The sequence below is a fragment of the Oceanicola sp. 502str15 genome, from assembly GCF_024105635.1.
Classification (GTDB): Bacteria; Pseudomonadota; Alphaproteobacteria; order Rhodobacterales; family Rhodobacteraceae; genus Vannielia.
Window position 1 is genome coordinate 3,525,448 of sequence record NZ_WYDQ01000001.1, and the last position, 25,582, is coordinate 3,551,029.

Here is a 25,582-nt window from a genome sequence, read left to right on the forward strand (position 1 = left end):
AACGGGGCCGCGCCGTGCAGGCGGGCCCCGCCGGGACGACGCTCAGTTGCCGCGTCGCTGGGTCTCTTGCGGGATGTTGAACAGCGAGGGGCGCATGTTGCCGCCCTTCTTCAGTTCTCCAAGCACAACAGTGGTTTGCGAGCCGGCATTGTCGGTGATCACCCATTGCCGCAGTTCGACCGGCGAGGAGGTGAAGACCAGCTCGATGTGGCCATACTCGGGGTGCTCGGGATCCTGGGCGCGGACGGTGGTGGTTTTGCCGTCGGACTTGTGGCCCGTGATCATGCCGCTGCGGTTAAAATCAACCCTTTCCGCCAATATGATAGAGAGCGGCGTGCGGCGCAGCGGGTATTGCTCGGGGCCGGTGTTGGACTTGCTGTCGAACACTGCGACCTGGCCGCCGCCGGCCATCACGAGGCTGCTGTCGGGCTTGTTGTACTCGAACCGGATGCGCCCGGGGCGGTGGATGTAGATCTGGCCGGTGGAGATTGTGCCATCGGAATTGATCTGGGTGAACTCGCCCGTCGCGGTGGTGAACTTGTTGAGATAGTTCGACAAATTCGACAGCGAGACCTTCTGGGCCGCAGCCGGAAGGGCGAGGGCCAGCAGGAGGGCCGGGGCGAGTAGGGTGCGCAGGAGTTTCATGCGGCGTCCTTCTTGTTTCAGTTCAGGCTTCGTGCCCGTCAACGCCCTACTTAGGCGGTTTGTGCCTGATATGCGATAACAAGGCGGGGAGAATGGGGTGTTGGCCCCAGCTATCCGCTAACGCCGGGTTACGGCACCGCGCCAAAACCTTGCTGGCCGGAACGGGCGGTGAACATTTGCGAGTCACACCCTGTGCACAGGCTGTACACACCCCGTGCATACGCGAAACGGCCGAAACGTGGTTATCGCGGCGCACGGTGGGGCAGGGGGGTGTTGAGGATCGGGAATGCGCGATCGGTGGGGTTCTGCCACCCTGCGGAGCCTCCGCAGGGTGGGGGAGACACGCCCGTCGCGGGCGCAGCCTACTGCTGCTCGGGCACGAGGATTTCGCGCTTGCCGACGTGGTTGCTTGCGCCCACGAGGCCGTTTTCTTCCATCTGCTCCACGAGGCGGGCGGCCTTGTTGTAGCCGATGGCGAGCTTGCGCTGGATGTAGCTGGTGGAGCATTTGCGATCCTGGATCACGACCTGCACGGCCTGATCGTAGAGCGCGTCTTCGCCATCGGTGTTGCCGCCGAGGCCGAGCACCAGGTCGATGTCGGATTCCTTGTCGTCATCCGGGCCTTCGACCACGCCGCTCACGTATTCGGGGGAGCCGAAGCTCTTGAGGTGGTTCACCACCTCTTCAACCTCTTCATCCGAGCAGAACGGCCCGTGGACGCGGGTGATGCGCCCGCCGCCGGCCATGTAGAGCATGTCGCCCATGCCCAGAAGCTGCTCGGCGCCCATTTCGCCGAGGATGGTGCGGCTGTCGATCTTGGAGGTCACCTGGAAGGAAATCCGGGTGGGGAAGTTGGCCTTGATGGTGCCGGTGATCACGTCGACCGAGGGGCGCTGGGTGGCCATGATGAGGTGGATGCCAGAAGCACGGGCCATCTGGGCGAGGCGCTGGATGCAGGCCTCGATCTCCTTGCCGGCGACCATCATCAGGTCGGCCATCTCGTCGACGATCACCACGATGAACGGCAGGGTCTCGGGCTTGAACTCCTCGGTCTCGAAGATCGGCTCGCCGGTGTCGTCGTCAAAGCCGGTCTGGATGGTGCGGGAGAACATCTCGCCCTTGGAGAGCGTGTCGCGGACGCGGGCGTTGTAGCCCTCGATGTTGCGCACGCCCATCTTGGACATCTTGCGGTAGCGGTCTTCCATTTCGCCCACGACCCACTTGAGGGCGACCACGGCCTTTTTCGGGTCGGTCACGACCGGCGAGAGCAGGTGCGGGATGCCGTCATAGACGGAGAGTTCGAGCATTTTCGGGTCGATCATCACCATCCGCAGCTCCTCGGGCGGGAGCGTGTAGAGCAGCGAGAGGATCATGGTGTTGATGGCCACGGACTTGCCCGAGCCGGTGGTGCCGGCGATCAGCAGGTGGGGCATCTTGGCGAGGTTGGCCACGACCGGCTCGCCGCCGATGTCCTTGCCGAGCGCGAGGGGCAGGCGGTGGTTGCCGTCGCCGTAATCCTTGCCGGAGAGGATCTCGCGGAAGTTGACCATCTCGCGGCGCTCGTTGGGGAGTTCGATGCCGATGACCGAGCGGCCGGGCACGGTGGAGACGCGGGCCGAGAGGGCCGACATGGAGCGCGCGATGTCGTCGGCCAGCCCGATCACGCGGGAGGCCTTGAGGCCGGGCGCGGGCTCGAGTTCGTACATCGTCACAACCGGGCCGGGGCGGACCGAGACGATCTCGCCGCGCACGCCGTAGTCGTCGAGCACGGATTCGAGCATCCGGGCGTTCTCTTCCAGCGCCTCGTCGGAGAGGTGGGTGCGGTCCACCGCCTGGGCGGGGGAGAGCAGCGAGAGCGGGGGCAGCTCGAAGCGGGCTTCCTCGGGGTCGAAGGCCAGCGCGGGCTGGGCCTCGGCCTGGGCGCGGCGCGAGGGCTGCGCCACCTTGCGGGGCGGATGCTGCACCACGGCGCGGGCCTCCTGCGGCACGGGCGCGGGCTCTGCCATGGCGGCGGGCGCGGCGGCCGGAGAGCGGGCGATGACGGGGGCGGCGGGCGCGTGGGAGACGGGCTCCATCACCTCGGCGTCGTCGTCGAGCATGGCCATGGGCGCGGGCGGAACGGCGCCCTTGGTGTTGAGCAGCAGCGGCTGCGGCTTGCGGGCGCGCACCACCGGCGGCTCGGCGGGCAGGCCGTTGGAGAGCACCGGGCGCACCGCGCCGCCGACGCGGGCGCGCTGGCGGATGGCATCGGAAATCCGGGCGCGGATGCGGTCGTCGGAGGGCTGCTCGGCGTCGTAATGGGCCTGCGGCTCGGGCTCGACCAGCTCGGGCTCGACGGGGCGGCGGACGAGGCCGGTGACGCTGGCCAGCAGGCCCTTGCGCTCGGGTGCGGCGGCGGCGTGCTCGGCCGGCTCGTCATCGCGCATCACCAGCGGGCGCGGGGTGAAGTCGTGCCGGGCGACCACGGGGGCGGCGGCCTCGGTCAGCAGCTCGGCTTCGGCGGCGGCCTCGCGCTTGGCGTCGCGGCGGGCCTTCACGGCCTGGGCCAGCGAGAGCGAGCCCTGCGCGCCCTTGCCCATCAGCTTCATCACGCCGGCGTAGAGCATGATGACCCCGACCAGCAGGAAGCGGGTGAAGAGCTTGAGTTCGAGCCGGGTGGCGCCGAGGGCGAAGACCAGCATGGCCAGCGCCCCGAGGCCGAAGGGAATGGCCAGCAGCTTGACGCCGAGGCCGGCGCCGAGGGGCAGGATGTTGAGCAGGGCGCCGAGCACGGTATCGCCGAACAGACCGCCGAGGCCGAAGCTGTGCACCCAGTCGCCGCCGGGGGTGAGCATGGCGCCGTAGATCGCGGCCAGCGCCACGGCGATCGGGGCAAAGACCAGCCGGGACAGGGCACGGTCGGACCCGAGGTGGCGGGCAAAGCGCACGCCCCAGGCTGCAAGGATCACCGGGATCACCCAGGCCGCGTGGCCAACGATGATGAACAGCGGCCCGGCGATGGAGGCGCCGAAGCGGCCGAGGATGTTTTGCGCCGGGGCATCGGTGGCCGAGAGCCAGGAGGGATCGTCGGGGACGTAGGAGCCAAGCATCAGCGCCACCAGCAGACCGGCGGCGATGAGCCCGATGCCGATCATTTCCTTGCCGCGTTTCTCGATCGCCGCCTGCATGGCGGAGTCGAAGAGCGGGTCACGGTGTTTTGCCTGATATGCCATGGTGTTCCTCGTCCTGTCCCTCAACCTGCGAGGCAGTCACGGAGCCTTGTCAGCCCGTCCTGCAGCTCGTCTGTATCTTTCGTTACCATCGCCACCCGGATGTATCCGGCGCCGGGGTTCACCCCCGCCACCTCGCGCCCGAGGTAGGCCCCGGGCAGCACCTTCACCCCGGTCTCGCGCCAGAGCTTCAGGGTGGCCTGCTCGCTGTCATCGACCTTCAGCCACAGGAAGAACCCGCCCTGGGGGGGCGTGTATTCTGGCCAGGCGGCAAAGATCTCGTCGGCGATTGCGTATTTGCGGGCGTAGAGCGCCCGGCTTTCCTCCACATGCGCCTCGTCGCACCAAGCCAACTCGGCCACCCGTTGCAGCGGCAGGGGCATCGGCGCACCGGCATAGGCGCGCAGGCGCTTGATCTCGGCCATGTTGGCCGGGCCGGAGGCGACGAAGCCCGAGCGCAGCCCGGGCAGGTTGGAGCGCTTGGAGAGCGAGTGGAAGGAGACGATCTTTTCGGGGTCCGCGCCCATTTCGGCGGCGACCTGCAACACGCCGGGGGGCGGGGCGTTGCGGTAGACCTCGGAGTAGCATTCATCGGCGAAGATGCGGAAGCCGTAGCCCTCGGCCATGCCGATCAGCTCGCGCCAGTAGAGCGCATCGGCCACCGCGCCCTGCGGGTTGGAGGGCGAGCAGAGGTAGGCGATCTCGGCGCGGGCCAGCACGTCTTCGGGGAGCGAGGCGAAATCGGGCAGAAAGCCGGTTTCGGCGGTTGCGGGCACGAAGACCGGCTCGGCACCGGCGGCCACGGCGGCGACCGCGTAGACCTGGTAGAACGGGTTGGGGATGAGCACCGTGGGCGTGTCGCCGTTGGCGGCCCGCTCGGGGCAGAGCGCGAGGCAGGCGTTGAACAGCCCCTCGCGGGTGCCGTTGAGCGCCATCACCCGGGTTTCGGGGTCGAGCGACACGCCGTAGCGGCGCGAGATCCAGCCGGAGATCGCGGCCTTCAGCTCGGGCGTGCCTTCGTTGGGCGGGTATTTGGCAAATTCGTCAACGGTTTGCGCGACAACGGGCGCCACGAAGCCGGGCATGCCATGGCGCGGCTCGCCGATGGTCATGTCCACCACCTCCCCGCCCGGCTCGGTGCCGTGCAGGAGCTTCCGCAGGCGCGGAAAGGCGTAATCTGGCAGGTTCGAAAACCGCTCGGGTGTGTTCATCTTGTTTGTACGTTGCTGCCTCGGGTGCAGGGTCTTTGCCCCGCTTTTGCAGGCAGGATAGGCCGCGGGCCGGGGGCGCGTCCAGAGGAACCGTTGCAGATCGGTCCCTGTCGGGCGCGAATTGTGGCATTTGAGTCAACGTGTTGCGAATGGCCGTAGGTCGGGACTTGTCCCGACGCCCGGAACGGCTCAGGCCAGCGCCCGTTCTGCCGCCGCTCCGAGCCGCAGCAGCCGCGCCTCGCCCATGGGTTGTCCCATCAGCATGATGCCGGTGGAAGGCAGGCCGGTGGGCAGGGTGAGGGCGGGCAGGTTCATCAGGTTGCCGATGCGGGTGTTGCGCAGGGCAAGCAGATTCTGCTCGGTGAAATGGGCTTCGTCGGCCAGCAGGGCCGCCTGTTTGGGCGGCAGGTTGGCGACCGAGGGGATGAGCACGGCGTCATGGCCCGCCGTGGCCGCGGCCCATGCGGCGCGATGGCGGCGCAGCGCCTGCCATGCGGCGATGTTCTCGCGCGCCAGCACCTCGCGCCCGCCCCGGAAGCGGGCCAGCACGGGGGGATACATCTTTTCGGGCGCGGCCTCGATCTCGGCCTCCCATGTGGCATAGGCCTCGGGCGCATAGAGCGGCCCGGCCAGCGCCATGGCCTCTGCCACCTCAGGCACGGCGCGGCGCGACACCAGCGCTCCGGCGGCCTGCAACCGCTCGACGGCGCTGTTGAACCCGGCCTCGACCGGGCCTGCCAGCCCGTCGAGCGCGACGGTTTGCAGCACCATGAAGCGCGCGCCCTTCAGCGTTGCCCCGCGCAGGTCGGCGGCGCGGCCTGCCTCCATCACCGCCAGCAGTTCGGCGGCGTCTTCGACGGTGCGGGTGAGCGGGCCGATGGTGTCGAAGCTGGCGCAGAGCGGCACGGTGCCCTCCACGGGCAGGCGGCCGAGGGTGGTTTTCAGCCCCACGAGGTCGTTCCAGGCGGCGGGGGTGCGCACCGAGCCGCCGGTGTCCGAGCCGATGCCCGCCGCCGCCAGCCCGAAGGCCACCGAGGTTGCCGCGCCCGAGGAGGAGCCGCCCGAAACCGCCTCGTGGTCGTTCACGCAGGGCGGCGAGGCGGTGACGGGGTTGAGCCCGAGGCCGGAGAAGGCCAGCTCTGTCTGGTGGGTCTTGCCGAGGCAGACCAGCCCGGCGGCGGAAGCACGAGCGAGCACGAGGGCATCGCGCGTGGGTGTGCGCCCTTCGAGCAGCCGCGAGCCGCTTTCGGTGGCAACGCCTGCGGTGTCGAACAGGTCTTTCCACGAGATCGGCACGCCATCGAGCAGCCCGCGCCGGGTGGCGGCCTTGGCGCGGGCCTCCGCCGCCTCGGCCTCGGCCAGCGCGCGGGCGCGGGTGGTGCGGGCGTAGATGCGGGGGCCGAAGGCATGGGTGTCGATTGCCGCCAGCATCGCCTCGGTCAGCTCGCGCGGTGAAATCTCGCCGCGCCCGATGGCCCGCCCGAGGTCCGATGCCGATTTGCCCTGCCAGTTCATATGCGTCTCCCGTGTTTGCGGCGACGGTAGCGACGCCGCGCCCCATGGACAATCCCGCCCGGCGGGCCATAGTCCGGCGCATGTTTGATGCCGATGTGATCATTGCAGGCGGGGCGCTCACCGGGGCGTCGCTGGCGCTGGCCCTTGCACGGGGCGGGGCGCGGGTGGTGGTGGTGGATCGCCAGCCCGCGGGCGCGCAGGTGGCGGCCGATTTCGACGGGCGGTCCTATGCGCTGGCGCTGGCCTCGCAGCGGCTGCTCAGGGCGCTGGGTGTCTGGGACGCCGTGGCAGACAAGGCGCAGCCGATCCTGCATGTGAAAACCGGTGATGGCCGCGCGGGTGAGGGTGTGCTGGGCGGCTTGCTGCACCTCGATGCGGGCGAGATCGACGAAGGCCCGATGGGCTACATGCTGGAAGACCGCCACCTGCGGCCCGCGCTGATGGCGGCGCTGGCAGAGGCCGAAGGCGTGGAGCTGCTGGCGGGCGAGGAGATCGTGGCGCAGGCGGTGGCACCGGGGCATGTGGCGGTGACGCTGGGCTCGGGCCGGGTGCTGAAGGCGGCGCTGCTGGCCGGGGCCGACGGGCGCGGCTCGCCCACGGCGCGGCGGGCCGGGATTGCGCGGCGCGACAGTGATTATGGCCAGACCGCGCTGACCTGCGCCGTGGCCCATGAAAAGCCCCATGGCGGGGTGGCGCATCAGTTCTTCATGCCGACCGGGCCGCTCGCGATTTTGCCGCTGCCGGGGGAGCGGAGCTCGATTGTCTGGTCGGAACGGCGGGACCGGGCCGAGGACTTGGCGAAGGCGAGCGATGAGGCGTTTCTGGAGGCGCTGCGGCCGGTGTTTGGCGACTTTCTTGGCGAGATCCGGCTGGAGGGGGTGCGCTTTGCCTATCCGCTCACCCTCACCGTGGCCGAGCGCATCGTGGCCGAGCGGGTGGCGCTGGTGGGCGATGCGGCGCAGGGGATTCATCCGATTGCCGGGCAGGGGCTGAACCAGGGGCTGCGCGATGTGGCGACGCTGGCCGAGGTTGTGACCGAGGCGCGGCGGCGCGGCGAAGACCCGGGCGCGGCGCTGGTGCTGGAGCGGCACCGGCAGTGGCGCAGCTTTGACCGCACCGCGCTGACGCTGGCGACCGATGGCTTCAACCGGCTGTTTTCGAACGACAATCCGCTGCTGCGCGCAGCACGGGACCTGGGCGTTTCGGCGGTGGCGGCGGTGCCGGAGCTGCGGCAGCGGTTCATCCGCGAGGCGGCGGGGCTGACCGGGGACTTGCCGCGGCTGTTGCAGGGGAAGGCGCTTTAAGCGCGTGCAGGGTGGTGGGTTGGCACCCACCCTACATCCCGCAGGGCGGCTGGAGTGATCCGTAGGGTGGGTGCCAACCCACCGATCGCTCACTCGTCCAGTTTGCGGGCCTCGTCGACCAGCATGATCGGGATGCCGTCGCGGATCGGGAAGGCGAGGCGGGCGCGTTCGGAGATCAGCTCTCCGGCCTCGGCGTCATAGCGCAGCACGCCCTGGGTCTCGGGGCAGACCAGCGCCTCGAGCACGTGGCGCTCGACGCCGGAATGGGCGGCGGGCACCTCGGTTTCGCCGGCGCTCATTGTATCCGCTCCTCGCCGTCTTCGCCGCTGCGCAGGGCGAACTCGATCAGCGTGACCAGCGTTTCGCGGCGGGTTTCCAGCGAGGGCGCTTCCAGCAGCGCCTGCTTGTCCTCCACCTCGAAGGGACAGAGCATGGAGAGCGAGTTGATCAGCAGCTCGTCGTCGGCCTCCTCCAGGCTTTCCCAATCGGTCGACAGGCCCTGAGCCTCGAAATACTTGCAGAGCTGGGGCATGAAGGCTTCGCGGTCGAAGCCTCTGTCGTGCTCGGGTTTGCCAAGGTCGCGGTCGAAGCCCTTCCAGCAGGGTTTGACCTTGCGGTAGGGGGTAAACCCTTCAAGATCCTCCTGAATCCGGAAGCGCGAGATGCCGGTGAGGGTGACCATGTAACGGCCATCCTCGGTTTCGGAAAACCCGGTGAGCCGCCCGGCGCAACCGATCTTCTGCAACCGGCCCGGGCCGCAGCCGCAGCCCTTGGGGGCTTCGCAGGGCTGGACCATGCCGATCAGCCGGCCCGGTGTCTTGAGCGCATCGTCGAGCATCGCAAGGTAGCGCGGTTCGAAGATGTGCAGCGGCAGCCGGGCGCGCGGCAGGAGCAGCGCCCCGGGCAGGGGGAAGACCGGGATGGTCTGGGGAAGATCGCCTGTGTGCATCATGGCCATGAGGTAGGCCGCGCCGCCCGTCAGGCAAATATCATCGAGGAGAGTTTACGACGCCCGGCCAGCACCACCGGATCCTGCGGCTTGAGCGCGTCGAAGATGGTGAAGAGCTGGGCCTTGGCGGCGCCCTCGTTCCACTCGCGGTCGCGGCGGAAGAGTTCGAGAAGCTGGGCCACGGCGCCCTCGCTGTCGCCGGCCGCCTGGAGGGCGGTGGCGAGGTCGAAGCGGGCCTGGTGATTGTCGGGGTCGGCCTCGACGGCGGCGGTCAGCTCGGCGAGGGGGCCTGCGTTCTCGGCCTGTTTCAGCAGTTCGATCTGGGCGCGGGCGGCCTCCAGCTCGGCATTGCCGGCAAGCGAGGCGGGGGCATTGGTCAGCAGCGCCTCGGCCTGCTCGGCCTGACCGGCGGCGAGGTAGGCGCGGATCAGCCCGCCGTAGGCCTGCGGGTTCTCGGCCTCTTCCTCGAGCACGCCGGCGAAGACCTCGGCGGCATCGGCAGCGGCGCCCTCTTCAAGCATCTCCTCGGCGGCGGCGATGGCATCGGCCAGCCCGCCATCGGCCTCGGGGCCCATGGCGGCGATCTTCTCGACGAATTCCTTCAGCTGGCTCTCGGGCAGCGCGCCCTGAAAGCCATCGACCGGCTGGCCCTGCCAGAAGGCGTAGACCGTGGGGATCGACTGGATGCGGAGCTGCCCGGCGATGGCCTGGTTCCGGTCGACATCGACCTTGGCCATCTTCACCCGGCCCTTCTGCGCCGCGACGGCGGCTTCGAGCTGGGGGCCGAGGGTCTTGCAGGGGCCGCACCAGGTGGCCCAGAAATCGACGATCACCGGCACCTCTTGCGAGGCCTCGATGACCTCTTTCATGAAGTCGGCTTCGTTCACGTCCTTGATTAGATCGTCTGCCGCGGGGGCTTCGGTGTTGCCTTGGCCGAGTTCGAGCATTGGGGTCTCCATTCGCTGTTGCCCGGGTAGATGGAGCACTCAGCCCTTGTTTGCAAGGGCACCGGGCAGAGGAAGGCAGCCCGTCAGCCCGGCGGGCAGCACCAGAAGCGCCCCGGCGCGGTAGAGGCGGGCGGCGAAATCGGGCTGCTTGCTCTTGAGGGTCAGGCTCACCCGGTTCTGGCTGACAATCGCCGCATCCCCGGGCAGCGCGGCCAGAAAGCCGGGGCCGGGCAGCAGCACCACCGCCGCGGGCGCGGCGTCGGAAAAGCGCATGACGAGGGCCATCACTGCCACCCATGCGACCAGCAGCAGGGGCAAGGCGAGGGCGAGGCGCTTAATAATCGTGGACATGCTCCACCCTGTCACCGTTCTCGCGCAGGAAGGCGGCAAGATCGGCCACCTTCATCAGCATCAGCGAGCGGGTATCGCCGTAGCCCTGCCGGGTGCGGGCATAGAGCGCCCCGTCGAGCGGGGCGGGGGCGAGGGCGGTGAGCATGATGTTGTCGTTTCCGGCGATCTCCACGAAGTCGACTCCGCGACCGGCCATCTCCTGCATCAGCCCGGTCAGCGCCCGGTAGCGCGGGGTTTCGAGCACCAGCCCCTCGGGGCGGGTTTCGACCAGTTCCACCCCGTCCAGCCCTTCGATATCGGCGGGATCGGCCTGCACCACCATGCGCAGGCGCAGCGCATCGGCCCCGACCCCGGCCACGGCCTGCTCGATCACGCCCGCATAGGCGGATTTGGCGGAGAACTCGAGGCCGAGGGCGAGGCGCCGCTCGTTGTCGCGCGGGGTGCCCTCGGAGGCGGCGGCCTGCTCGGCGATGTCGGCCTTGAAGTCCCATTTGTACCACGGCGTTTGCTGGAGGAAGGCGGCGTAGTCGCGGGCCTGCCGGGCGGAGAGATCATCGAGCACCGTATGCTCCGGCCCGCGTCGCCACGTGTAGAAGCGCCCGATGGTTTCCTCATAGGCGGCCTTCAGCATCAGCTCGGCGGTGAAGCTGACGCCGATGACGTAGATCGTCTGCTTGGTGGTCCAGTCGAAGCCGCCATGGGGCGGGGAGGCCTCGGACAGCGCACAGAGCGAGCCCCAGAAGCCGCCGACGGCGCGGAAATAGCCGAAGTCATGCGGGTCGGCCTCGGTGATGACCTGCCCGTAGTCGTCATAGGCGTGGACGATGTGCCACTCGGGGTAGGTCATCAGGGTGCGGCCCTCGGCGCGGTGCCACTCCTCGGGCAGCAAGGAAGTGTAGTCGCTCGCCACCGTCTCGCCGCCGCGACAGGCAACCTCGACGTAGCCGACCGGGGCCAGCAGCGCGGCGATCAGCAGGATCGCCACCAGCAGCAGGCGTTTGACCCATTTCAAGAGCCAGCGGATCATTTGCGGTCCAGCACGAGGCCGGCGAAGAGGGCAAAGCCGCCGAGGCCGATGTGGGGCAGGTTGGCGAGGATCTTGAAGCCGAAGGGCAGATCGAGCACGCCATTGGTGAAGATACCCATGTCGAGGTAGCCCGAGCCGAAGGCAAGGCCCATGGCGCCATCGGCAAGGTAGAGCGCGCCGAAGAGCAGCAGGAAGATCTTGCTGGCCCGGTGCGAGGTGAGCGCGGCCCCGAGCGCCCAGAGGGCAGAGACGAGGTGCAGGGCGTCATCGAAGATATCGAGCTCGAAGATGCCGAAGGCGAGGCCCTCGCTGTCGGTGATGCCAGGCACGTAGTTGAGCGCGGCGGCCCCGAGCAGGGCGAAGAAATAGCCGAAGGCGATGATGCGGAGTGTTGTCATAGCTGCCCCAGATAGCTGTCCCAAAGGTTGTTCCGGAGCAGCAGCCCCGGGTCGATCTCGCGTTTGCGTGCCGCGAATTCGGCGGCGCGGGGATAGGCGGTTTGCAACTGGTCGAGCGTGGCGTGCGGGCGGTAGGGCAGGTAGTAGGCCCCGCCGATGCGGTTGATGCCCTCGATCAGGGCGCGGGTCATGCGGGCCATGTCGGCCTCGCCGCGCTCGGTCATCTCCTGCGAAAAGCTCATGACGGCGGCGATGCGGGGCACGCGGGCGTAGGAGAGCCAGCTTTCGCCGTCAGTATCGACGAAGCGCAGGGTGACGTTGAGAAACTCCTGGTAGCTGGCCGGGATCACCTCGCGGCAGACCCGGAGGAAGTCGGAGAAGCGGTCGAAGGGCACGAAATACTCGTGCAGGATGTCGGTGCGGCGTTCGTCGCGGTCATCGAGGGTGAGGACCGGCTCGTTCATCAGGGCGGAGCGGGTGGCGGCCCCGGCCATGACCGGGGCAAAGCGGGCCTCTGTCCACCAGCGAAAGCGCTTCATCCGCTCGTTGCCGAGCTGCCATCGGTAGAGCCGGGCGGCCGCGCGGGAGGTGAGGCCGGAGGCATAGGCGGCGGGCGGCATCTCGGTGCTGTCGGGGTCGGCCCGGTAGGTGATGAGCAGCGCCTCCGACATGAAGCCCTCGCGCCCCACGTTGAGGCGGCCATAGGCCATGGGAACCTCGGGGTCGTCGACGGCGGCGCGGAAGGCGGGGGCGAAGGCCTCGGCCTCCATCCGGGTGAAGCTGGGCAGGAGGCGCTGGTTGTCGACCATGTCGACCTCCAGCTCGGTGATGAGGCCGATCAGCCCGTAGCCGCCCATCGCCATGGCGAAAAGCTCGGCGTTCTCGCTGCGGCTGGCGCTGACCAGCTCGCCATCGGGCAGGACCATGGTGAGGCGGTGCACGGTCGCGCCCATCGGGCCGTAGGGCACCGGCCAGCCGTGGGCATTGACCGAGAAGGTGGCGGCAAGGCCGAAGTCGGAGTTGGATTGCATGACGGCGGGGCTGGCGCCCACCGGGTCGAGCTGGGCGATGACCTGATGCCAGCGGGCGCCGGCGGGGGCGAGGTAGCGCCGGGCCGCGCTGTCGAGGGTGATGCGGGCGTTGTCATGGGTGATGGCGGTGCCGCCGCGCGGAATGGCCTGCCCGCCCATGGAGTGGCGCGCCGCGCCGAGGTTGACCGGGCGGCCCGCTGCGGCGGCCTCCTTCAGCTCGGCCCGCAGCGCGGCAACGAGGCTTTCGCCCGGGTCGTCGGTGAGGATCACGTGCTTGGCGATGGGGGTCTGCGACAGGCCGGACGCGTCGTTGAGGGTGTTGGCGGCGGCTTGGGGCCCCAGCGGGCGGGTGCCTGCGAGCACCGGCACGTCGCTTTTCAGCCAGCGGGCACCGGCCACGCCCGCCGCCGCACCTGCGCCAAACACCACAGCCCTCCGGCCCAGCTTGCCCATCACTCGTCCTCGCTTTTGCGCTAGTCTGCCCGTGGACGCGGCGCGGGAAAACGGAAAAGCTGCCGGGGCGGCAATGTGAGGAGGCGACCGTGGCACAAAGGATTCTCTGTTTTGGCGATAGCAACACCTTCGGCACCCCGCCGATGGCGGTGCGGGGCGGGTATGACCGCTTTGGCCCCGAGGTGCGCTGGCCGCGGGTGATGGCGGCGGCGCTGGGCGATGTGGAGCTGATCGAGGAGGGGTTGCCGGGGCGCACGACGCAGCATGACGACCCGGTGATGGGGGCCTTCATGAACGCGCGTCCGGCGCTGCGGATGGCGCTGCGGAGCCATGCCCCGCTCGACCGGATGGTGCTGATGCTGGGGACGAACGACTGCAAGGCGCGGTTCGCGCCGAGCGCCGAGAAGATCGCTGCCGGGCTGGCCGGGCTGCTCGACATTGCGGCGAGCGCCGAGGAGGCGCCGCGCAGCCCGGGGATGAAGATCACTCTGGTTGCCCCGCCGCCGCCGGTGGAGGCCGGGCTGTTCACGGCGGAATTTGCCGGGGCGGCGGCCCTCGGTCCGGCGCTGGCCCCGGCGGTGAGGGCGCTGGCGGCGGTGCGGGGGATCGACTTTTTCGATGCCGGGGCGGTGATTTCGGTGAGCGCGGTGGATGGCATCCACTTTGCGCCCGAGGACCACGTTGCGCTGGGCCGCGCGATGGCGGCGCATCTGGGCGGCGCCTAGCTGCTGGCGCGGCGGGCGAGGGTGAAGCCCATGTCGATGCGGGTTTCGGGCAGAGGCGCGCCGGAGGTGGCGGCAAGGGTCAGCGCGGCGGCCTTGCGGCCAATCGCCTGCCCGTCGATGCGGATGGTGGTGAGGCCGATGCCGGAGGCCCCGACCTCGGGCACATCGCCAAAGCCGGTCACGGCGAGTTGGCCGGGCACCGACAGGCCCCGGCGGGTGGCCTCGCAGTAGCAGCCGATGGCGAGCGCGTCGGACACGCAGGCGACGGCATCGGTGTCGGGCCATTGCGCCAGCACGCGGGCCAGCCCCTCGGCGCCGTAATCGGGGCCGGTTGCCTCGGGGCGGGGCGGCAGGCGCAGGATGCGCGGGGCCTGTCCGGGGAGATGCCGGTGCAGCGCCTCGGTGTAGCCCTCGGCGCGCATCCGGGCGCGGGTGTCATGGGGGCGGTCGGTGGAGAGAAAGGCGATGTTGCGGCGGCCCGTCTCGGCCAGGTGCGCGGTGATCGCCCGCCCCGCCGCCCGGTTGGAAAAGCCGACCGCGGCAAAGATCGGCTGCTCGGGCAGCTCCCAGAGCTCGACCACGGGCAGCCGGGCGCGGGTGAGCATGTCGCGGGTTTCGGGCGTGTGCTCGGAGCTGGTGAGGATGAGCGCGTCGGGGCGGCGGCCCATGAGGGTGGCGACCAGCCCGGCCTCGGTTTCGGGCTCGTATTGGGTGGTGCCGAGCAGCAGGTGCAGCCCGCCCTCGGTGAGCCCCTCGGAGAGGCCGCGGATGGTGGAGGCGAAGGTGGGCTGGTCGAAGGTCGACACGATGGCCCCCACCACGCGGGAGCGCTGCGACGAGAGCGCCCCGGCGGTGTCGTCGCGCACATAGCCCAGCTCGGCCACGGCGGCGGCCACCTTTGCGCGGGTGTCCGGCGAGACCTTGTCGGGCGTGGAGAGCGCCCGGCTGACGGTGATCTTGCCGACGCCTGCCGCGCGGGCCACGTCGCCCATCGTCACCCATTTCTTCTGCATGTCCGCTCCGGTGTTGACCTCACGGGAATAGCGGTGGTACCGATACCATGCAAGCTATGGTATCGGTACCATGCGAGTCGAACGGCCCGGAGGAGGCGCGAAATGCTGACGAAAGAGCAAAAAGAGTTTTACGAAGAGAACGGCTATCTGATGGTCGAGGATGTGGTGGACCCGGATCAGCTGGCGAAGATGCAGCAGATCACCGCCGAGATGATCGACGAGGCCCGCCCGCTGACCGAGAGCGACGAGCGCTACGATCTCGACAAGGGCCATACGGCAGACACCCCGCGCCTCACCCGGATCAAGCTGCCGCACAAGCAGAACCCCTATTTCTGGGAGATCCTGACCAAGAGCCGCGTGACCGAAGTGCTGAACGACCTGCTCGGGCCGGACACGATCATCAACACCTCCAAGCTCAACACCAAGGCGCCGGGCGGCGGGGCGGCGGTGGAGTGGCATCAGGACTGGGCCTTCTACCCGCATACCAACGATGACCTGCTCGCCTTCGGGCTGATGCTGGCCGATGTCGATGCGGCGAACGGGCCGCTGATGGTGATTCCGGGCAGCCACAAGGGGCCGGTGCTGAGCCACCATGTGAACGGGGTCTTTGCCGGGGCGGTCAGCCCGGAAGATCCGGCGTTTGACCTCGACAAGGCGGTGACCCTCACCGGCAAGGCAGGCAGCATGACGGTGCATCATGTGCGCACGCTGCACGGCTCGGCGCCCAACATGAGCGACCGCAACCGGCTGATCCTGTTCTACGAGCTGGCTCGCGCCGATGCCTGGCCGATCCTTGGCGCTTCGAGCTACATCCACAGCCTCGGGCAGCGGAAGTTCTGGGAAGACATCCAGAGCCGGGTGGTGACGGGGGCGCCGGTGCTGGAGCCGCGGCTGGAGAGCGTGCCGGTGCGCATGCCGCTGCCGCCCGCGCCTGACAACACCTCGATCTTCAAGACCCAGGCCACGGCGGGGCAGAAGAGCGCCTTTGCGATGAGCTGACCCGAACGGCGGGAGGGTGCGCCATGGCGGTGCGCCCTCCTGCGGCTACTTCGACAGGCGGAAGATCATGTAGCGGTTGAAGTGGCAGAACACCTCGGCGGTGCGCTTCTGCTCGTTGAGCCGCTCGTTCAGGCGGAACAGCCGGCGCTCGCTCATCATCCGCCGAATGGCGAAGGCCAGCGCCCAGCGGGTCTTGCGGCGCTTGACCTTCAGCTCCTCGTCGACCCGGCAGACCGCATGGCCGATGACGTTGAACAGCCCCTGTTCGAGGTCGATCGAGGGGGCGACGGACTCGGTGATGTCTTCCTCGGCCTCCACCGTCAGCCCCATGGTGGCCAGGGTTTCGCGCATGGCCGAGAGCCGGTGGCCGCCGCCGACGGTCTGGCTGCGCTGGACGCCCCGGTAGTGCTCGGAGCGGAAGCAGTCGGCGATCAGCACCTTGCCGCCGGGCTTGAGCAGGCCGAAGGCCTCCTTCAGCGCCAGCTCATGGGGAATATACTGAAAACTCTCGGAAAACAGGCAGAGGTCGAAGCCGCCCGCGCCGGGGAAATCCTCGAACATGCATTGGTGCACGCGGGCCTCGGGGGCGTTCTGGCGGCAGCGGGAGGCGAGGAAGGGGGAGGGCACCACGATTTCGAGGTCATGGCCGAGGGCGATGAGCTTTCGGGCGGTTTCGCCCGCGCCGCCGCCGATGTCGAGAATGCGCAGGGGGCCTTGGGGGAGGTAGGAAAACAGCTTCTCGGTATAGGCGGCCTGCGCCGCGCCGAGGTTTTCGGCTGCCACCGGCAGGCCATCCCAGAGCCCGTAGTGCAGATTTTCCGCCCCGGTGAGCCAACGCATGAAGCTCAGGCCCGCATCCAGCCCGATGGCCCGCGTATCGACTTTATGTCCCATGACACCCCGTCTAGACGAGACGGGGTGTGCGGAAAAGCACGATCAGCGCATGTCGGTCGCGCAGGCCCCGCCCTTGTGACATGTCAGCACCCGGCCGAGGTCGGCCCGGGTGGGCTTGCTGTAGATCTGGCTGCTGCAGGCGTCCGACTCGACGCGCAGCCCGCCCGAAGTTTCCTGCACCGCCATCAGCAACTGCCCGGCGCCCGGCCAGCCGCCGCACCACGAGGCGGCGCAGGTGAGGACGACGGTGACGGGGGTGTCGATCGGGGTGGCAAAGCCGCCCCGGCCAAGCTGCATGCCCTGCAGGCGGGCCTTCACCCGCACCGGCTTGGGCGTGGCCTGGCTGCCGGGGGCGGGCCGCTTGCGGCGCACGGTTTCCTGCGCGGTGAGGGTGCCGTGGACGATGCGATAGCGGGCCTCGGCGTCGCGGGCCTGGGTGTAGATGCGCACCGGGTCTGGCCGCAGGCAGGAGAGCGCCACGGCGGGCACGGCAGAGAGGCTGGCGGCGGTGAGGGCCAGGGCGGCGGCGATGATCTTCATCGGAGATACTCCTCGAATTCCTTGACGACGGCCTCGTAGACCGCGCGCTTGAAGGGCACGATATTGGCCACCAACTCGGCGCCGGGCAGCCAGCGCCACTTGGAGAACTCGGGGTGTTCGGTGGCAAGGTTCACCTCGGAGTCTTCGCCGAGGAAACGCATCAGCACCCAATGCTGTTCCTGCCCGCGATACCGGCCCTTCCAGACCTTGCCGAGCAGCTCGGGGGGCAGGTCGTAGCGCACCGGCGCGGCGGTTTCGGCGAGGATCTCGACCCGTGCGGGGCTGATCCCGGTTTCTTCTTCCAGCTCGCGCAGGGCGGCGGTGCGGTGGTCTTCGCCCTTGTCGAGCCCGCCCTGGGGCATCTGCCAGGCGGGGATGTCGCTGTCGATCCGCTGGCCGGTGAAGACCTGGCCTTCGGTGTTGAGCAGCATGACGCCCACGCAGGGGCGGTAGGGGAGTGAGTCGGGGTCCATGGTCATGGGGGGAGTTAGGGGCAGGGGCGGGGGTTATTCAATAGCGGTGGCGTGTGTGGAGGGGGCGGAGCGGGGGGCCAGCCCCCACACCCCCGGAGATATTTGCAGCAAGAAAATGGAGCGGGGGGTTACTGGGCCGTGAGGGCGCGGAAGGCTTCGGGGTGGTAGCGGACGATCGCGTCGGGGCCGGGGTTGGTGATGGTGTAGAGGGCCGGGCGGGCGGTGAGGTAGGCGGGCCAGGATCGATCGGAGAGGTCGCGGGCGCGCAGCCCGTGGCGCTGGAACATCTGGGCGCCGAGCTGGGCGACGGGGATGCCTGAGGCGCCGGTGCTGCCGGCCTTGATGAGGGCGCGGATCTTGAGGTTCAGAGTTGCGTCGGGGTCTTGCGGGCCAGTCGGCGCGGGGCAGGCAGGCAGCAGGTGGAAGTGGGTGCAGGCGTTGCGGAAGCTGGCGGGGGCCTTGGCTTCGCCGAGGCCGGTGACGGTGCAGTGGTGCTCGCGCAGGCGGCGGGCGAGGTGGGAGAAGTCGCCGTCGGAGCTGGCGAGGGTGAAGTGCCGGTAGCCGCGGGCCAGGGCGAGTTCGAGCGCATCGAGGGCGAGGAGGATGTCGGCGGCGTTCTTGCCCGGGCCGGTCTGCCTGAGGTCGAGGGCGTGGATGCCCTCCCAGGGTTTGGCGTGCGGGGTGTCGGCGTAGAGGCGGGCGACCTGGGGCCGGGGCGCGGCGGCGAGGAGGGCCTCGGCGTGGCGGGGGCTGATGTTGTCGCCGTCGATCAGCAGGGCGGCGGGGCCGGTTTGTGGGGCGGGGCCGTTGAGGAGAGCGGGGCCGCCAAGGGGGAGGAACTCGTGAAACATGCGGGCAGCATGCAAAGCCATTCTGGCGGAAATTCGGCAGGGATTTGTTGAGCTTGGCGCAGGGCAGGGGGCCGGAACGAAAAAGGGCGGCCCGGAGGCCGCCCTTTTGTGTTTCTGCTGTGCGCGCCCTTACTCGGCTGCGGCCTTGGCGGCCTCGGCGGGCTCCAGTGCGTGGAGGCCTTTCAGGAGGTCGATGGCGTAGGCGAGCTGGTAGTCTTCCTCGCGCAGTTCGGCGGATTTCTCGGCCTCGGCGCGCTCTTCCTCGATCTGGCGGATCTCGTCTTCGCTCAGGCTGTCGTTGCTGATCGCGCCGCGCAGGTCGGCTTCGGAGCGGCGGCGGGCGGCGGCGGAGGGTTCTTCCTCTTCCTCCGGCGCGGCGTTCGGGTCGACCGTGGGCTGCTGCACCACGATGTCGGGCGAGACGCCCAGCGCCTGGATCGAGCGGCCCGAGGGGGTGTAGTAGCGCGCGGTGGTCAGGCGCATGGCGCCGTCGCCCTTGAGCGGCATCACGGTCTGGACCGAGCCCTTGCCGAAGCTCTTGGTGCCCACGACGATGGCCCGGCGGTGATCCTGAAGCGCACCGGCGACGATCTCGGAGGCCGAGGCAGAGCCGCCGTTGATCAGCAGCACGATCGGCTTGCCCTCGGCCAGATCGCCCGCGGTGGCATTGTAACGGTCGCCATCGGCGGCCTGACGGCCCCGGGTGCTGACGATCTCGCCCTTGTCGAGGAAGGCGTCGGAGACCTTGATCGCCTGGGTCAGCAGCCCGCCGGGATTGTTGCGCAGGTCGAGCACGATACCGTTGATCTCATCCATGCCGCCGGCCTCTTCGACGGCCTTCTTCAGGCCCTCTTCGAGGTTGGGGAAGGTCTGGTCGTTGAAGGTGGTGATCCGCAGCACGACCGAGTGGCCCTCGGTGCGGGTGCGCACGGCGGTGAGCTTGATGGTGTCGCGCACGATGGTCACGTCGAAGGGCTCGTCGACGCCTTCGCGGACCACGGTGATGATGATCTCGGAGCCGACCGGGCCGCGCATCAGCTCGACCGCATCGTCGAGCGTGAGGCCGAGCACCGACTCGCCGTCGACATGGGTGATGAAGTCGCCCGCTTCGATGCCGGCCTCGTCGGCGGGGGTGTCGTCGATGGGCGACACGACCTTCACGAAGCCCTCTTCCTGCGTCACCTCGATGCCGAGGCCGCCGAACTCGCCGCGAGTCTGCACGCGCATGTCGGCGGCATCATCGGGGGAGAGGTAGGAGGAGTGGGGGTCGAGCGAGGTGAGCATGCCGTTGATGGCCGCTTCGATCAGGTCCTTCTCGTCGACTTCCTCGACATATTGGGCGCGGATCCGCTCGAAGATGTCGCCGAACAGGTCGAGCTGTTCGTAGATCGAGGCGTTGCGGTCGGTTTCCTGAGCGATCAGGGGGCCTGCGACCTGAGTGCTTATCAGCACCCCTGCCAGCGTGCCGCCCAGTGCGGCCATCATGAATTTCTTCATACCATCATCCATCCTTGGTAGCGGCGAACCACGGCGTCGGATCCACCGGGGCCTCGCCCTGTCTGAGCTCCATATAAAGCGTTTCGCTCCGGTCTGCACCAGCTTCCGGCGCGGCTCCTTCGGCAAATTCTCCGGCTGTCGTTCCGAGGGTCTGCCCGCCCATCAGGCCGAGTGGGGCGCCCGCGGCCACGATCTGGCCAGGCTCACCATAGACAGTTTCGATCCCGGCAAGCACCAGCAGAGTGTCGGGTGCGGGCTCAAGGATCATCACGTTTCCGTAGTCGAGAAGGGGTCCGGTGTAGCGGATCGTGGCGGCGGCCGGGGCGGTGAGCAGGGTGCCGGGGTAGAGTGCCAGCAGCAGGCCGGGGCGGGCGATGCCGGCGGCGTCGGGCTCGTTGTAGCGGCGGATCACGGTGGCCGGGCCGGGCAGGGGCAGGGTGCCGAGGCTGGCCTCGAAGCCGGCGTTCTCGGGGGCGGAGGCGCCCGACATGTCGGAGAGGCCGGAAGCGAAGGCGGCGAGGGTGTCGGAGGTTTCGAGCAACTCGCGCAGGCGGGCCGGGTCTTCGACGTAGCGGCGGGGCAGGTCGGTGCGCTCGTCGATCGCGCGGGTCAGGGCGAGGCGGGCCTCCTGCGCGCCGGTCAGCCCGTCGGCGAGGGTTTCGCGGGCGCTTTCCTGCAGCACCCGGAGCAGGGCGATCTCTTCGACCTGGTCGCGCAGGGCGGCCGCTTCGGCCTGAAGGCCGGGGGTGACGGCGCTGAGGGTCATGGCGGCGCGGGCGGTGCCCGCCGGGCCGGAGGGGTGGAGCAGCAGCAGCGGGGCGGGCGAACGCTCCATGGTGGAGAGCACGCCGAGCAGGCGGCTGACCTCGCCCTCGCGCGCCTCCAGCGTGGCGCGCAGCGCGCCCTCGCGGATCGCCGCCTGCCGCAGCCCGGTGCGCAGGGCGGTGAGCCCGGTTTCATAGGCGCGGACGGTGCGGGTGAGCGCCTCGACCCGGTCGGCACGGGTTTCGGCCTCTTGCAGCGCGGCGGCGGCCTTGGAGAGCAGCGACGCCGCCTCGACGGCGATGCTGGCCGGGTCGGCCTGCTGGGCGGCGGCCGGGGTGGCGGCGAGCGCAAGCGAGAGAAGCGCGGCGCGGATCATTGCAGCAGGCTCTTGCCGGTCATTTCCGGCGGCTGGGGCAGGCCCATGAGGTCGAGCACCGTTGGCGCGAGGTCGGCCAGCCGCCCTTCCGAAACTCTGGACCCCTCGGGCGCGCCGTAGATCACCACCGGCACCGGGTTGAGCGTGTGGGCGGTGTGGGGGCCGCCGGTGTCCGGGTCAATCATCATGTCGCAATTGCCGTGGTCGGCGGTGACGATGATCGCCCCGCCCGCCGCTTCGAGCGCATCGAGCGCACGGCCCAGCCCGGTATCGACCGCCTCGCAGGCAGCCACGGCGGCTTCGATCACGCCGGTATGGCCAACCATGTCGGGGTTGGCGAAGTTGACCACGATGAAGTCATAGCCCTTGCCGATTGCCGCAACGAGGTGGTCGGAGACCTCGGGCGCGCTCATTTCGGGCTGCATGTCATAGGTGGCCACATCGGGCGATTTCGGCATGTAGCGGTCTTCGCCCGGCTCCGGGTCTTCCTTGCCGCCGTTCAGGAAGAAGGTGACATGGGGGTATTTCTCGGTTTCCGCGATGTGGAACTGGGTGAGCCCCTGTTTGGCGATCCATGCGCCCAGCGTGTTGGCAATGTCGCGCGGCGGGAAGCAGGTGGTCATGTAGGCGTTGTGGCCCTCGGAGTATTCCACCATTCCGAGCAGCGCGGCCAGCTCGGGGCGGGTGCCCGCGTCGAACTCGGCAAAGCCCGGCTCGCCGATGGCGCGCAGGATCTCGCGGGCGCGGTCGGCGCGGAAGTTGAGGAAGAACAGCCCGTCGCCGTCCTTCATGCCCTCGTAGCCGGGCAGTACGGTGGGCAGGATGAACTCGTCGGTCTTGTCTTCGGCGTAGGCGGCGGCAACCGTGGCCCCGGCGCTCTCGGCCCGCTCGCCCTGCCCGTGGACGATGGCCTCGTAGGCGCGGCTCACCCGGTCCCAGCGGTTGTCGCGGTCCATGGCGAAGTAGCGGCCCGAGACGGTAACGAAGCGGGCGCCCTCGGGCAGGTTCTTTTCGGTCTCGCCAATGTAGCTGTCGGCGGATTTGGGGGCCACGTCGCGCCCGTCGGTCAGGGCGTGGATCGCGACCGGCACGCCGGCGGCGGTGATGGCGCGGGCGGCGGCGAGCATGTGGGACTGGTGGCTGTGCACCCCGCCGGGCGAGACGAGACCCGCGAGGTGGGCGGTGCCGCCCGAGGCCTTCAGCGCGGCGATGAAGGCGCCCAGCCCCTCGTTCTCGGCAAAGGAGCCGTCTTCGATGGCAAGGTCGATCTGGCCGAGGTCCATCGCCACCACGCGGCCCGCGCCGATGTTGGTATGGCCGACCTCGGAGTTGCCCATCTGGCCCGAGGGCAGGCCGACATCGGGGCCGAAGGTGGTGAGGGTGGCATGGGGGCAGGTGGCGAGCAGCCGGTCCATGTTCGGGGTTTTCGCCAGCGCAGGCGCATCGCCGGGGCCGCCATCGCCAAGGCCCCAGCCATCGAGAATGCAGAGAACGACGGGTTTGGGCATGGGGCGGCTCCTTGGGCTTTTGCGGGGAGTCTTAGCCTATGGTTCGAAAGAGGTGAACGGTCTGAGGGTGGGCATTGCACGGAATCAAGCCGAAGGCGCCGTGCAGCGCCGTCCCGCCCCACCGGGGCGGCGCTTTGGTGAGGGCAGCATCTCCCTCGACTGCAAGATGACTGCTGCACCATAAAGTGCCCGACGGAGCTGTTGCCTGCGCCACCCCGCGGGACGGCGCTGCACGGCGCGCGCTAGACCCGGTGATAGGGCGTGCCGGCAAGGATCGCTGTGGCGCGGTAGAGCTGTTCGGAGAGCATCACCCGTGCCAGCATGTGGGGCCAGACCATCTTGCCGAAGCTGAGGGTGAAGTCGGCCTCGGCCACCAGCGCCGGGTCGAGCCCGTCGGCGCCGCCGATCATCAGCACCACCTCGGGGCGGCCGGTGTCGCGCCACTTGCCGAGCTGGTCGGCGAAGGCGGGCGAGCTCATCACCTTGCCGCGCTCGTCCATCGCCACCACCACGGCCCCCGCAGGAACCGCGCGGCGCAGCAGCTCGGCCTCGGCGGGTTTGCCGCCGCCGCGCTTGTCTTCCAGCTCGACCACGGAGGCCGGGCCGAGCCCCAGGCCGCGTCCGGTCTTGCCGGCGCGATCCAGGTAATCGTCAATCAGGGATTTCTCCGGGCTGGCACGAAGCCGCCCGATGGCGAGAATTGTCAGCTTCAAGGTGCGGCGTCAGGCGGTGGCTGTCGCCGGCTGCCACATTTTCTCGAGCTGATAGAAGTCGCGCACCTCGGGGCGGAACACGTGGACGATCACATCGCCCGTGTCGATCAGCACCCAATCGCCCGCATCCTTGCCCTCGATCTTGCAGATGGTGCCGAAGGCCTGCTTCAGCCGATCCACGAGCTTTTCGGAAATCGCACCGACCTGACGGGTCGACCGGCCGGAGCAGATCACCATGTGGTCGGCAATGGTCGACTTGCCGGCGAGGTCGATCGTGACGATCTCTTCCGCCTTGTCGTCTTCCAGCGATGCAAGGATGTGTGCGAGCAGGGCGCTGCCCTCTGCGTCGCTGTTGTGTGCCCCCGGATGCGGGGCGTTGCCTGCCGTATGCTGAACGGCGGCCTCCGAAGAGTGAGACAGGAGCTGGTCCTCCGTGGCTGCGCGCCTGTAAAGCCCCGACGCCGGGCCTGTGGCAAACATAGCATCGGGGCGGGGCTGCATCAATGTTTCATGACGTAGGGTTGCGCAATGTGGCCGGGCCGTCGCATCGCCGGGCGCTTCGCCGCTTTACGCTCCTGCGCCGGGGTGGCAACGTCGCCCCATGACGGCGCTTCAAACCTTCGCCCCGCTCTCCCCGGCGGAAGAGAAACTGCTGGCCTCCTGCGCCGGGCCCGAGCGGGTGACGCTGGGCGACGGGGTGCTGCCGGGGGCCGAGGCGGGCGAGGCGGTGAGCGTGCGCGCGGCGCTGCTGCGCGAGCTGCTGCTGGGGCTCTACGAGCACCCGCTCAACCCCAAGGGGCTGCGGCTGCGCGGCGCGCGGATCACCGGCACGCTCGATCTGCAGGGCACCGATTGCAGCATGGACATCACCCTCTCCGCCTGCCGGGTCGAGGGCGAGATGAACCTGGTCAACGCCAGCCTGCGCGGGCTGCACCTGCAGGGCTGCCACGTGGCCGCGATCACCGCCGACAACGCCCGCTTCTCCGGCTCCGTCTACATCCGCGGCGAGAGCCGGGTGGCGGGGGAGATCGGGCTTGCGGGGGCGCGGATCGCGGGCGATTTGCAGATCTGCGGCGCCGAGATCGACGGCGGCGGGCAGGATGCGATCTTTGCGCCCTCGCTGCGGGTGGAAGGCTCGGTGTTTCTGGGCAACTACCCCTATGCCGAGGGCGAGACCGCGCTGACCTGCCGCGGCATGCTGTTCTTCTCCTCCGCCCGGGTCGACCATGACGTGTTCATCACCCATTGCAGCATCGACCTGCCCGCCGAGCCGCTCGGCCACAGGGCCTTTGGCGCGACCGAAGAGCATGGGGCGGATATTGCCGTGTCGCTGGCGCGGGCGCGGGTGGGGGGCATCCTGTTCTTCCAGGCCAACGAGATCGCCCGGGTGGTCAACCTCGCCGGGGCCGAGGTGGCGCGGTTCAAGGACGAACCCTCGGGGCAGGGCGCGCGCTACCCGCTGCGGCTCGACGGCTTCCGCTACTCCGACTTTTCGCGCCACGCCGACACCCGCCCGACCGAGCGGCTGAGCTGGCTGGCGCGGCGGCCCGAGGGGCTGGACTTCAACGCGCAGCCCTACGAGCAACTGGCCCATGTGCTCGGCCGGATGGGCCACCGCAGCGATGCCCAGACCGTGCTGATGGTGAAGGAGCGCCTGCTGCGGGCCGAGAACCGGCGGCTGCGGGCCGAAACCTCGGGCTACGGGCCGCGCTGGCTGGCGATGTGGCTGGCCGACATGGTCCTGCGCCTCACCATCGGCTACGGCTACCGCCCGGGCCGCTCGGTGGCCTTCGCGGTGCTGCTCATCCTCGGGCTGGCGACCTTCTACCAGGCCACCTGGCGGGCGGGCGACATGACGCCCAACGCCGCGCCCATCCTCACCTCCGCCCCCTGGATCGCCGCCACCGAGAGCCACCCCGAGGGGCCGGGCGCCTTCTGGAGCCAGCCGGGACAGGCCGGGCAGGACTGGGAAACCTTTTCGGCGCTCGCCTATGCCGCCGACCTGGTCATTCCGCTGGTGAACTTCGGCCAGGAAAGCGCCTGGGCCCCCTCCACCTCGCGCTCGCCGCTGGGCCGGGCGGGCTGGTGGCTGCGCTGGATCGCCAAGGGCATCGGCTGGATCGTCACCGCCCTCGCCGCCGCCGCCCTGACCGGGGTGATCCGCCGCGACTGAGCCGGAATCAAATTG

The 25,582-nt window shown here is 69.3% G+C and carries 25 protein-coding genes; 4 read left to right on the forward strand and 21 right to left on the reverse strand.

The genetic code is table 11. From position 1 onward, the window contains the following. Positions 1-42: 42 nt before the first annotated feature. From GTH22_RS17370 to GTH22_RS17385, 4 genes are all read right to left on the reverse strand, one after another. Positions 43-645, reverse strand: a complete 603-nt coding sequence (locus GTH22_RS17370) for an outer membrane lipoprotein carrier protein LolA (protein WP_252946843.1) — start codon at positions 643-645, stop codon at positions 43-45. Between the two features lie 362 nt (positions 646-1,007). Next, entirely contained in the window at positions 1,008-3,857 is a 2,850-nt protein-coding gene (locus GTH22_RS17375) for a DNA translocase FtsK (protein WP_252946845.1), read from the reverse strand. 20 nt (positions 3,858-3,877) lie between these two features. After that, the gene (locus GTH22_RS17380) at positions 3,878-5,065 is read right to left on the reverse strand and encodes an aminotransferase class I/II-fold pyridoxal phosphate-dependent enzyme (RefSeq protein WP_252946846.1); all 1,188 of its coding nucleotides are present in this window, start codon (positions 5,063-5,065) and stop codon (positions 3,878-3,880) included. A 189-nt stretch (positions 5,066-5,254) separates the two neighbouring features. Beyond that, positions 5,255-6,580, reverse strand: coding sequence for an amidase (locus GTH22_RS17385; RefSeq protein ID WP_252946847.1), 1,326 nt, complete (start codon positions 6,578-6,580; stop codon positions 5,255-5,257). Between the two features lie 44 nt (positions 6,581-6,624). On the opposite strand from GTH22_RS17385, the gene GTH22_RS17390 reads away from it, so the two are divergent. Then, positions 6,625-7,884: a UbiH/UbiF/VisC/COQ6 family ubiquinone biosynthesis hydroxylase gene (locus tag GTH22_RS17390; protein ID WP_252946848.1), complete on the forward strand. Its 1,260-nt coding sequence runs from the start codon at positions 6,625-6,627 to the stop codon at positions 7,882-7,884. A gap of 89 nt (positions 7,885-7,973) precedes the next feature. On the opposite strand, the gene GTH22_RS17395 is transcribed toward GTH22_RS17390, so the two are convergent. From GTH22_RS17395 to GTH22_RS17425, 7 genes are read right to left on the reverse strand one after another with little or no spacing between them, the layout of a single operon-like run. Then, positions 7,974-8,183: a Trm112 family protein gene (locus GTH22_RS17395; RefSeq protein WP_252946849.1), complete on the reverse strand. Its 210-nt coding sequence runs from the start codon at positions 8,181-8,183 to the stop codon at positions 7,974-7,976. Further along, positions 8,180-8,836 carry an LON peptidase substrate-binding domain-containing protein gene (locus tag GTH22_RS17400; RefSeq protein WP_252946850.1) on the reverse strand — a complete coding sequence of 219 codons (657 nt, stop codon included), beginning with the start codon at positions 8,834-8,836 and terminating at the stop codon, positions 8,180-8,182. The genes GTH22_RS17395 and GTH22_RS17400 overlap by 4 nt, the downstream gene beginning before the upstream one ends. Before the next feature lie 26 nt (positions 8,837-8,862). Further along, entirely contained in the window at positions 8,863-9,780 is a 918-nt protein-coding gene (gene trxA / locus GTH22_RS17405; protein ID WP_252946851.1) for a thioredoxin, read from the reverse strand. Positions 9,781-9,819: 39 nt separating this feature from the next. Next, positions 9,820-10,131, reverse strand: a complete 312-nt coding sequence (locus GTH22_RS17410) for a hypothetical protein (protein ID WP_252946852.1) — start codon at positions 10,129-10,131, stop codon at positions 9,820-9,822. Continuing rightward, positions 10,115-11,158: a hypothetical protein gene (locus GTH22_RS17415; RefSeq protein ID WP_252946854.1), complete on the reverse strand. Its 1,044-nt coding sequence runs from the start codon at positions 11,156-11,158 to the stop codon at positions 10,115-10,117. The genes GTH22_RS17410 and GTH22_RS17415 overlap by 17 nt, the downstream gene beginning before the upstream one ends. Then, on the reverse strand, positions 11,155-11,556 hold the full coding sequence (locus tag GTH22_RS17420) for a hypothetical protein (protein WP_252946855.1): 402 nt from the start codon (positions 11,554-11,556) through the stop codon (positions 11,155-11,157). Before GTH22_RS17420 ends, GTH22_RS17415 begins: the two co-directional genes overlap by 4 nt. Next, positions 11,553-13,040, reverse strand: a complete 1,488-nt coding sequence (locus GTH22_RS17425) for an FAD-binding oxidoreductase (RefSeq protein WP_252946856.1) — start codon at positions 13,038-13,040, stop codon at positions 11,553-11,555. The genes GTH22_RS17420 and GTH22_RS17425 overlap by 4 nt, the downstream gene beginning before the upstream one ends. An 89-nt stretch (positions 13,041-13,129) precedes the next feature. Between GTH22_RS17425 and GTH22_RS17430 the strand changes: the two genes are divergently transcribed. Continuing rightward, positions 13,130-13,765 (forward strand): GDSL-type esterase/lipase family protein, encoded by a 636-nt coding sequence (locus GTH22_RS17430; RefSeq protein WP_252946858.1) that lies wholly within the window; start codon positions 13,130-13,132, stop codon positions 13,763-13,765. Here GTH22_RS17430 and GTH22_RS17435 read toward each other — a convergent pair. Continuing rightward, entirely contained in the window at positions 13,762-14,778 is a 1,017-nt protein-coding gene (locus tag GTH22_RS17435; RefSeq protein ID WP_252946860.1) for a LacI family DNA-binding transcriptional regulator, read from the reverse strand. The genes GTH22_RS17430 and GTH22_RS17435 overlap by 4 nt on opposite strands. Before the next feature lie 102 nt (positions 14,779-14,880). On the opposite strand from GTH22_RS17435, the gene GTH22_RS17440 reads away from it, so the two are divergent. Next, positions 14,881-15,777, forward strand: coding sequence for a phytanoyl-CoA dioxygenase family protein (locus GTH22_RS17440; protein ID WP_252946862.1), 897 nt, complete (start codon positions 14,881-14,883; stop codon positions 15,775-15,777). Positions 15,778-15,822: 45 nt separating this feature from the next. On the opposite strand, the gene GTH22_RS17445 is transcribed toward GTH22_RS17440, so the two are convergent. The 9 genes from GTH22_RS17445 to rsfS form a co-directional block, all read right to left on the reverse strand. Continuing rightward, positions 15,823-16,671 (reverse strand): class I SAM-dependent methyltransferase, encoded by an 849-nt coding sequence (locus tag GTH22_RS17445; protein ID WP_252946863.1) that lies wholly within the window; start codon positions 16,669-16,671, stop codon positions 15,823-15,825. A gap of 42 nt (positions 16,672-16,713) precedes the next feature. Further along, positions 16,714-17,211, reverse strand: a complete 498-nt coding sequence (locus tag GTH22_RS17450) for a hypothetical protein (RefSeq protein ID WP_252946865.1) — start codon at positions 17,209-17,211, stop codon at positions 16,714-16,716. Beyond that, positions 17,208-17,690 carry an RNA pyrophosphohydrolase gene (locus GTH22_RS17455; RefSeq protein ID WP_252946866.1) on the reverse strand — a complete coding sequence of 161 codons (483 nt, stop codon included), beginning with the start codon at positions 17,688-17,690 and terminating at the stop codon, positions 17,208-17,210. The genes GTH22_RS17450 and GTH22_RS17455 overlap by 4 nt, the downstream gene beginning before the upstream one ends. 122 nt (positions 17,691-17,812) lie before the next feature. After that, positions 17,813-18,556, reverse strand: coding sequence for an NYN domain-containing protein (locus tag GTH22_RS17460; RefSeq protein WP_252946867.1), 744 nt, complete (start codon positions 18,554-18,556; stop codon positions 17,813-17,815). A 108-nt stretch (positions 18,557-18,664) separates the two neighbouring features. Beyond that, a complete protein-coding gene (locus tag GTH22_RS17465; protein ID WP_252946868.1) occupies positions 18,665-20,032 on the reverse strand; it encodes a S41 family peptidase in 1,368 nt (455 codons plus the stop codon). Between the two features lie 4 nt (positions 20,033-20,036). Continuing rightward, positions 20,037-21,173: a murein hydrolase activator EnvC gene (locus GTH22_RS17470; protein WP_252946869.1), complete on the reverse strand. Its 1,137-nt coding sequence runs from the start codon at positions 21,171-21,173 to the stop codon at positions 20,037-20,039. Continuing rightward, the gene (gpmI, locus tag GTH22_RS17475; RefSeq protein WP_252946870.1) at positions 21,170-22,681 is read right to left on the reverse strand and encodes a 2,3-bisphosphoglycerate-independent phosphoglycerate mutase; all 1,512 of its coding nucleotides are present in this window, start codon (positions 22,679-22,681) and stop codon (positions 21,170-21,172) included. Before gpmI ends, GTH22_RS17470 begins: the two co-directional genes overlap by 4 nt. Positions 22,682-22,923: 242 nt before the next feature. Next, positions 22,924-23,394, reverse strand: a complete 471-nt coding sequence (gene rlmH, locus GTH22_RS17480) for a 23S rRNA (pseudouridine(1915)-N(3))-methyltransferase RlmH (RefSeq protein ID WP_252946871.1) — start codon at positions 23,392-23,394, stop codon at positions 22,924-22,926. A gap of 9 nt (positions 23,395-23,403) precedes the next feature. Then, on the reverse strand, positions 23,404-23,874 hold the full coding sequence (gene rsfS / locus GTH22_RS17485) for a ribosome silencing factor (RefSeq protein ID WP_252946872.1): 471 nt from the start codon (positions 23,872-23,874) through the stop codon (positions 23,404-23,406). A gap of 121 nt (positions 23,875-23,995) precedes the next feature. Here rsfS and GTH22_RS17490 point away from each other — a divergent pair, with 121 nt between their 5' ends. Next, a complete protein-coding gene (locus GTH22_RS17490) occupies positions 23,996-25,567 on the forward strand; it encodes a hypothetical protein (RefSeq protein ID WP_252946873.1) in 1,572 nt (523 codons plus the stop codon). Positions 25,568-25,582 lie beyond the last annotated feature (15 nt).

Coding starts and splice junctions, on each gene's coding strand:
- GTH22_RS17425 (WP_252946856.1), bottom strand. CDS start 13,040: ATGGGCAAGCTGGGCCGGAGGGCTGTGGTGTTTGGCGCAGGTGCGGCG.
- GTH22_RS17400 (WP_252946850.1), bottom strand. CDS start 8,836: ATGATGCACACAGGCGATCTTCCCCAGACCATCCCGGTCTTCCCCCTG.
- GTH22_RS17420 (WP_252946855.1), bottom strand. CDS start 11,556: ATGACAACACTCCGCATCATCGCCTTCGGCTATTTCTTCGCCCTGCTC.
- GTH22_RS17385 (WP_252946847.1), bottom strand. CDS start 6,580: ATGAACTGGCAGGGCAAATCGGCATCGGACCTCGGGCGGGCCATCGGG.
- GTH22_RS17415 (WP_252946854.1), bottom strand. CDS start 11,158: ATGATCCGCTGGCTCTTGAAATGGGTCAAACGCCTGCTGCTGGTGGCG.
- GTH22_RS17465 (WP_252946868.1), bottom strand. CDS start 20,032: ATGAAGAAATTCATGATGGCCGCACTGGGCGGCACGCTGGCAGGGGTG.
- GTH22_RS17455 (WP_252946866.1), bottom strand. CDS start 17,690: ATGACCATGGACCCCGACTCACTCCCCTACCGCCCCTGCGTGGGCGTC.
- GTH22_RS17410 (WP_252946852.1), bottom strand. CDS start 10,131: ATGTCCACGATTATTAAGCGCCTCGCCCTCGCCTTGCCCCTGCTGCTG.
- GTH22_RS17395 (WP_252946849.1), bottom strand. CDS start 8,183: ATGAGCGCCGGCGAAACCGAGGTGCCCGCCGCCCATTCCGGCGTCGAG.
- GTH22_RS17490 (WP_252946873.1), top strand. CDS start 23,996: ATGACGGCGCTTCAAACCTTCGCCCCGCTCTCCCCGGCGGAAGAGAAA.
- trxA (WP_252946851.1), bottom strand. CDS start 9,780: ATGCTCGAACTCGGCCAAGGCAACACCGAAGCCCCCGCGGCAGACGAT.
- GTH22_RS17435 (WP_252946860.1), bottom strand. CDS start 14,778: ATGCAGAAGAAATGGGTGACGATGGGCGACGTGGCCCGCGCGGCAGGC.
- GTH22_RS17450 (WP_252946865.1), bottom strand. CDS start 17,211: ATGAAGATCATCGCCGCCGCCCTGGCCCTCACCGCCGCCAGCCTCTCT.
- GTH22_RS17375 (WP_252946845.1), bottom strand. CDS start 3,857: ATGGCATATCAGGCAAAACACCGTGACCCGCTCTTCGACTCCGCCATG.
- GTH22_RS17470 (WP_252946869.1), bottom strand. CDS start 21,173: ATGATCCGCGCCGCGCTTCTCTCGCTTGCGCTCGCCGCCACCCCGGCC.
- GTH22_RS17390 (WP_252946848.1), top strand. CDS start 6,625: ATGGACAATCCCGCCCGGCGGGCCATAGTCCGGCGCATGTTTGATGCC.
- GTH22_RS17460 (WP_252946867.1), bottom strand. CDS start 18,556: ATGGCTTTGCATGCTGCCCGCATGTTTCACGAGTTCCTCCCCCTTGGC.
- GTH22_RS17370 (WP_252946843.1), bottom strand. CDS start 645: ATGAAACTCCTGCGCACCCTACTCGCCCCGGCCCTCCTGCTGGCCCTC.
- GTH22_RS17445 (WP_252946863.1), bottom strand. CDS start 16,671: ATGGGACATAAAGTCGATACGCGGGCCATCGGGCTGGATGCGGGCCTG.
- GTH22_RS17440 (WP_252946862.1), top strand. CDS start 14,881: ATGCTGACGAAAGAGCAAAAAGAGTTTTACGAAGAGAACGGCTATCTG.
- gpmI (WP_252946870.1), bottom strand. CDS start 22,681: ATGCCCAAACCCGTCGTTCTCTGCATTCTCGATGGCTGGGGCCTTGGC.
- GTH22_RS17380 (WP_252946846.1), bottom strand. CDS start 5,065: ATGAACACACCCGAGCGGTTTTCGAACCTGCCAGATTACGCCTTTCCG.
- rsfS (WP_252946872.1), bottom strand. CDS start 23,874: ATGTTTGCCACAGGCCCGGCGTCGGGGCTTTACAGGCGCGCAGCCACG.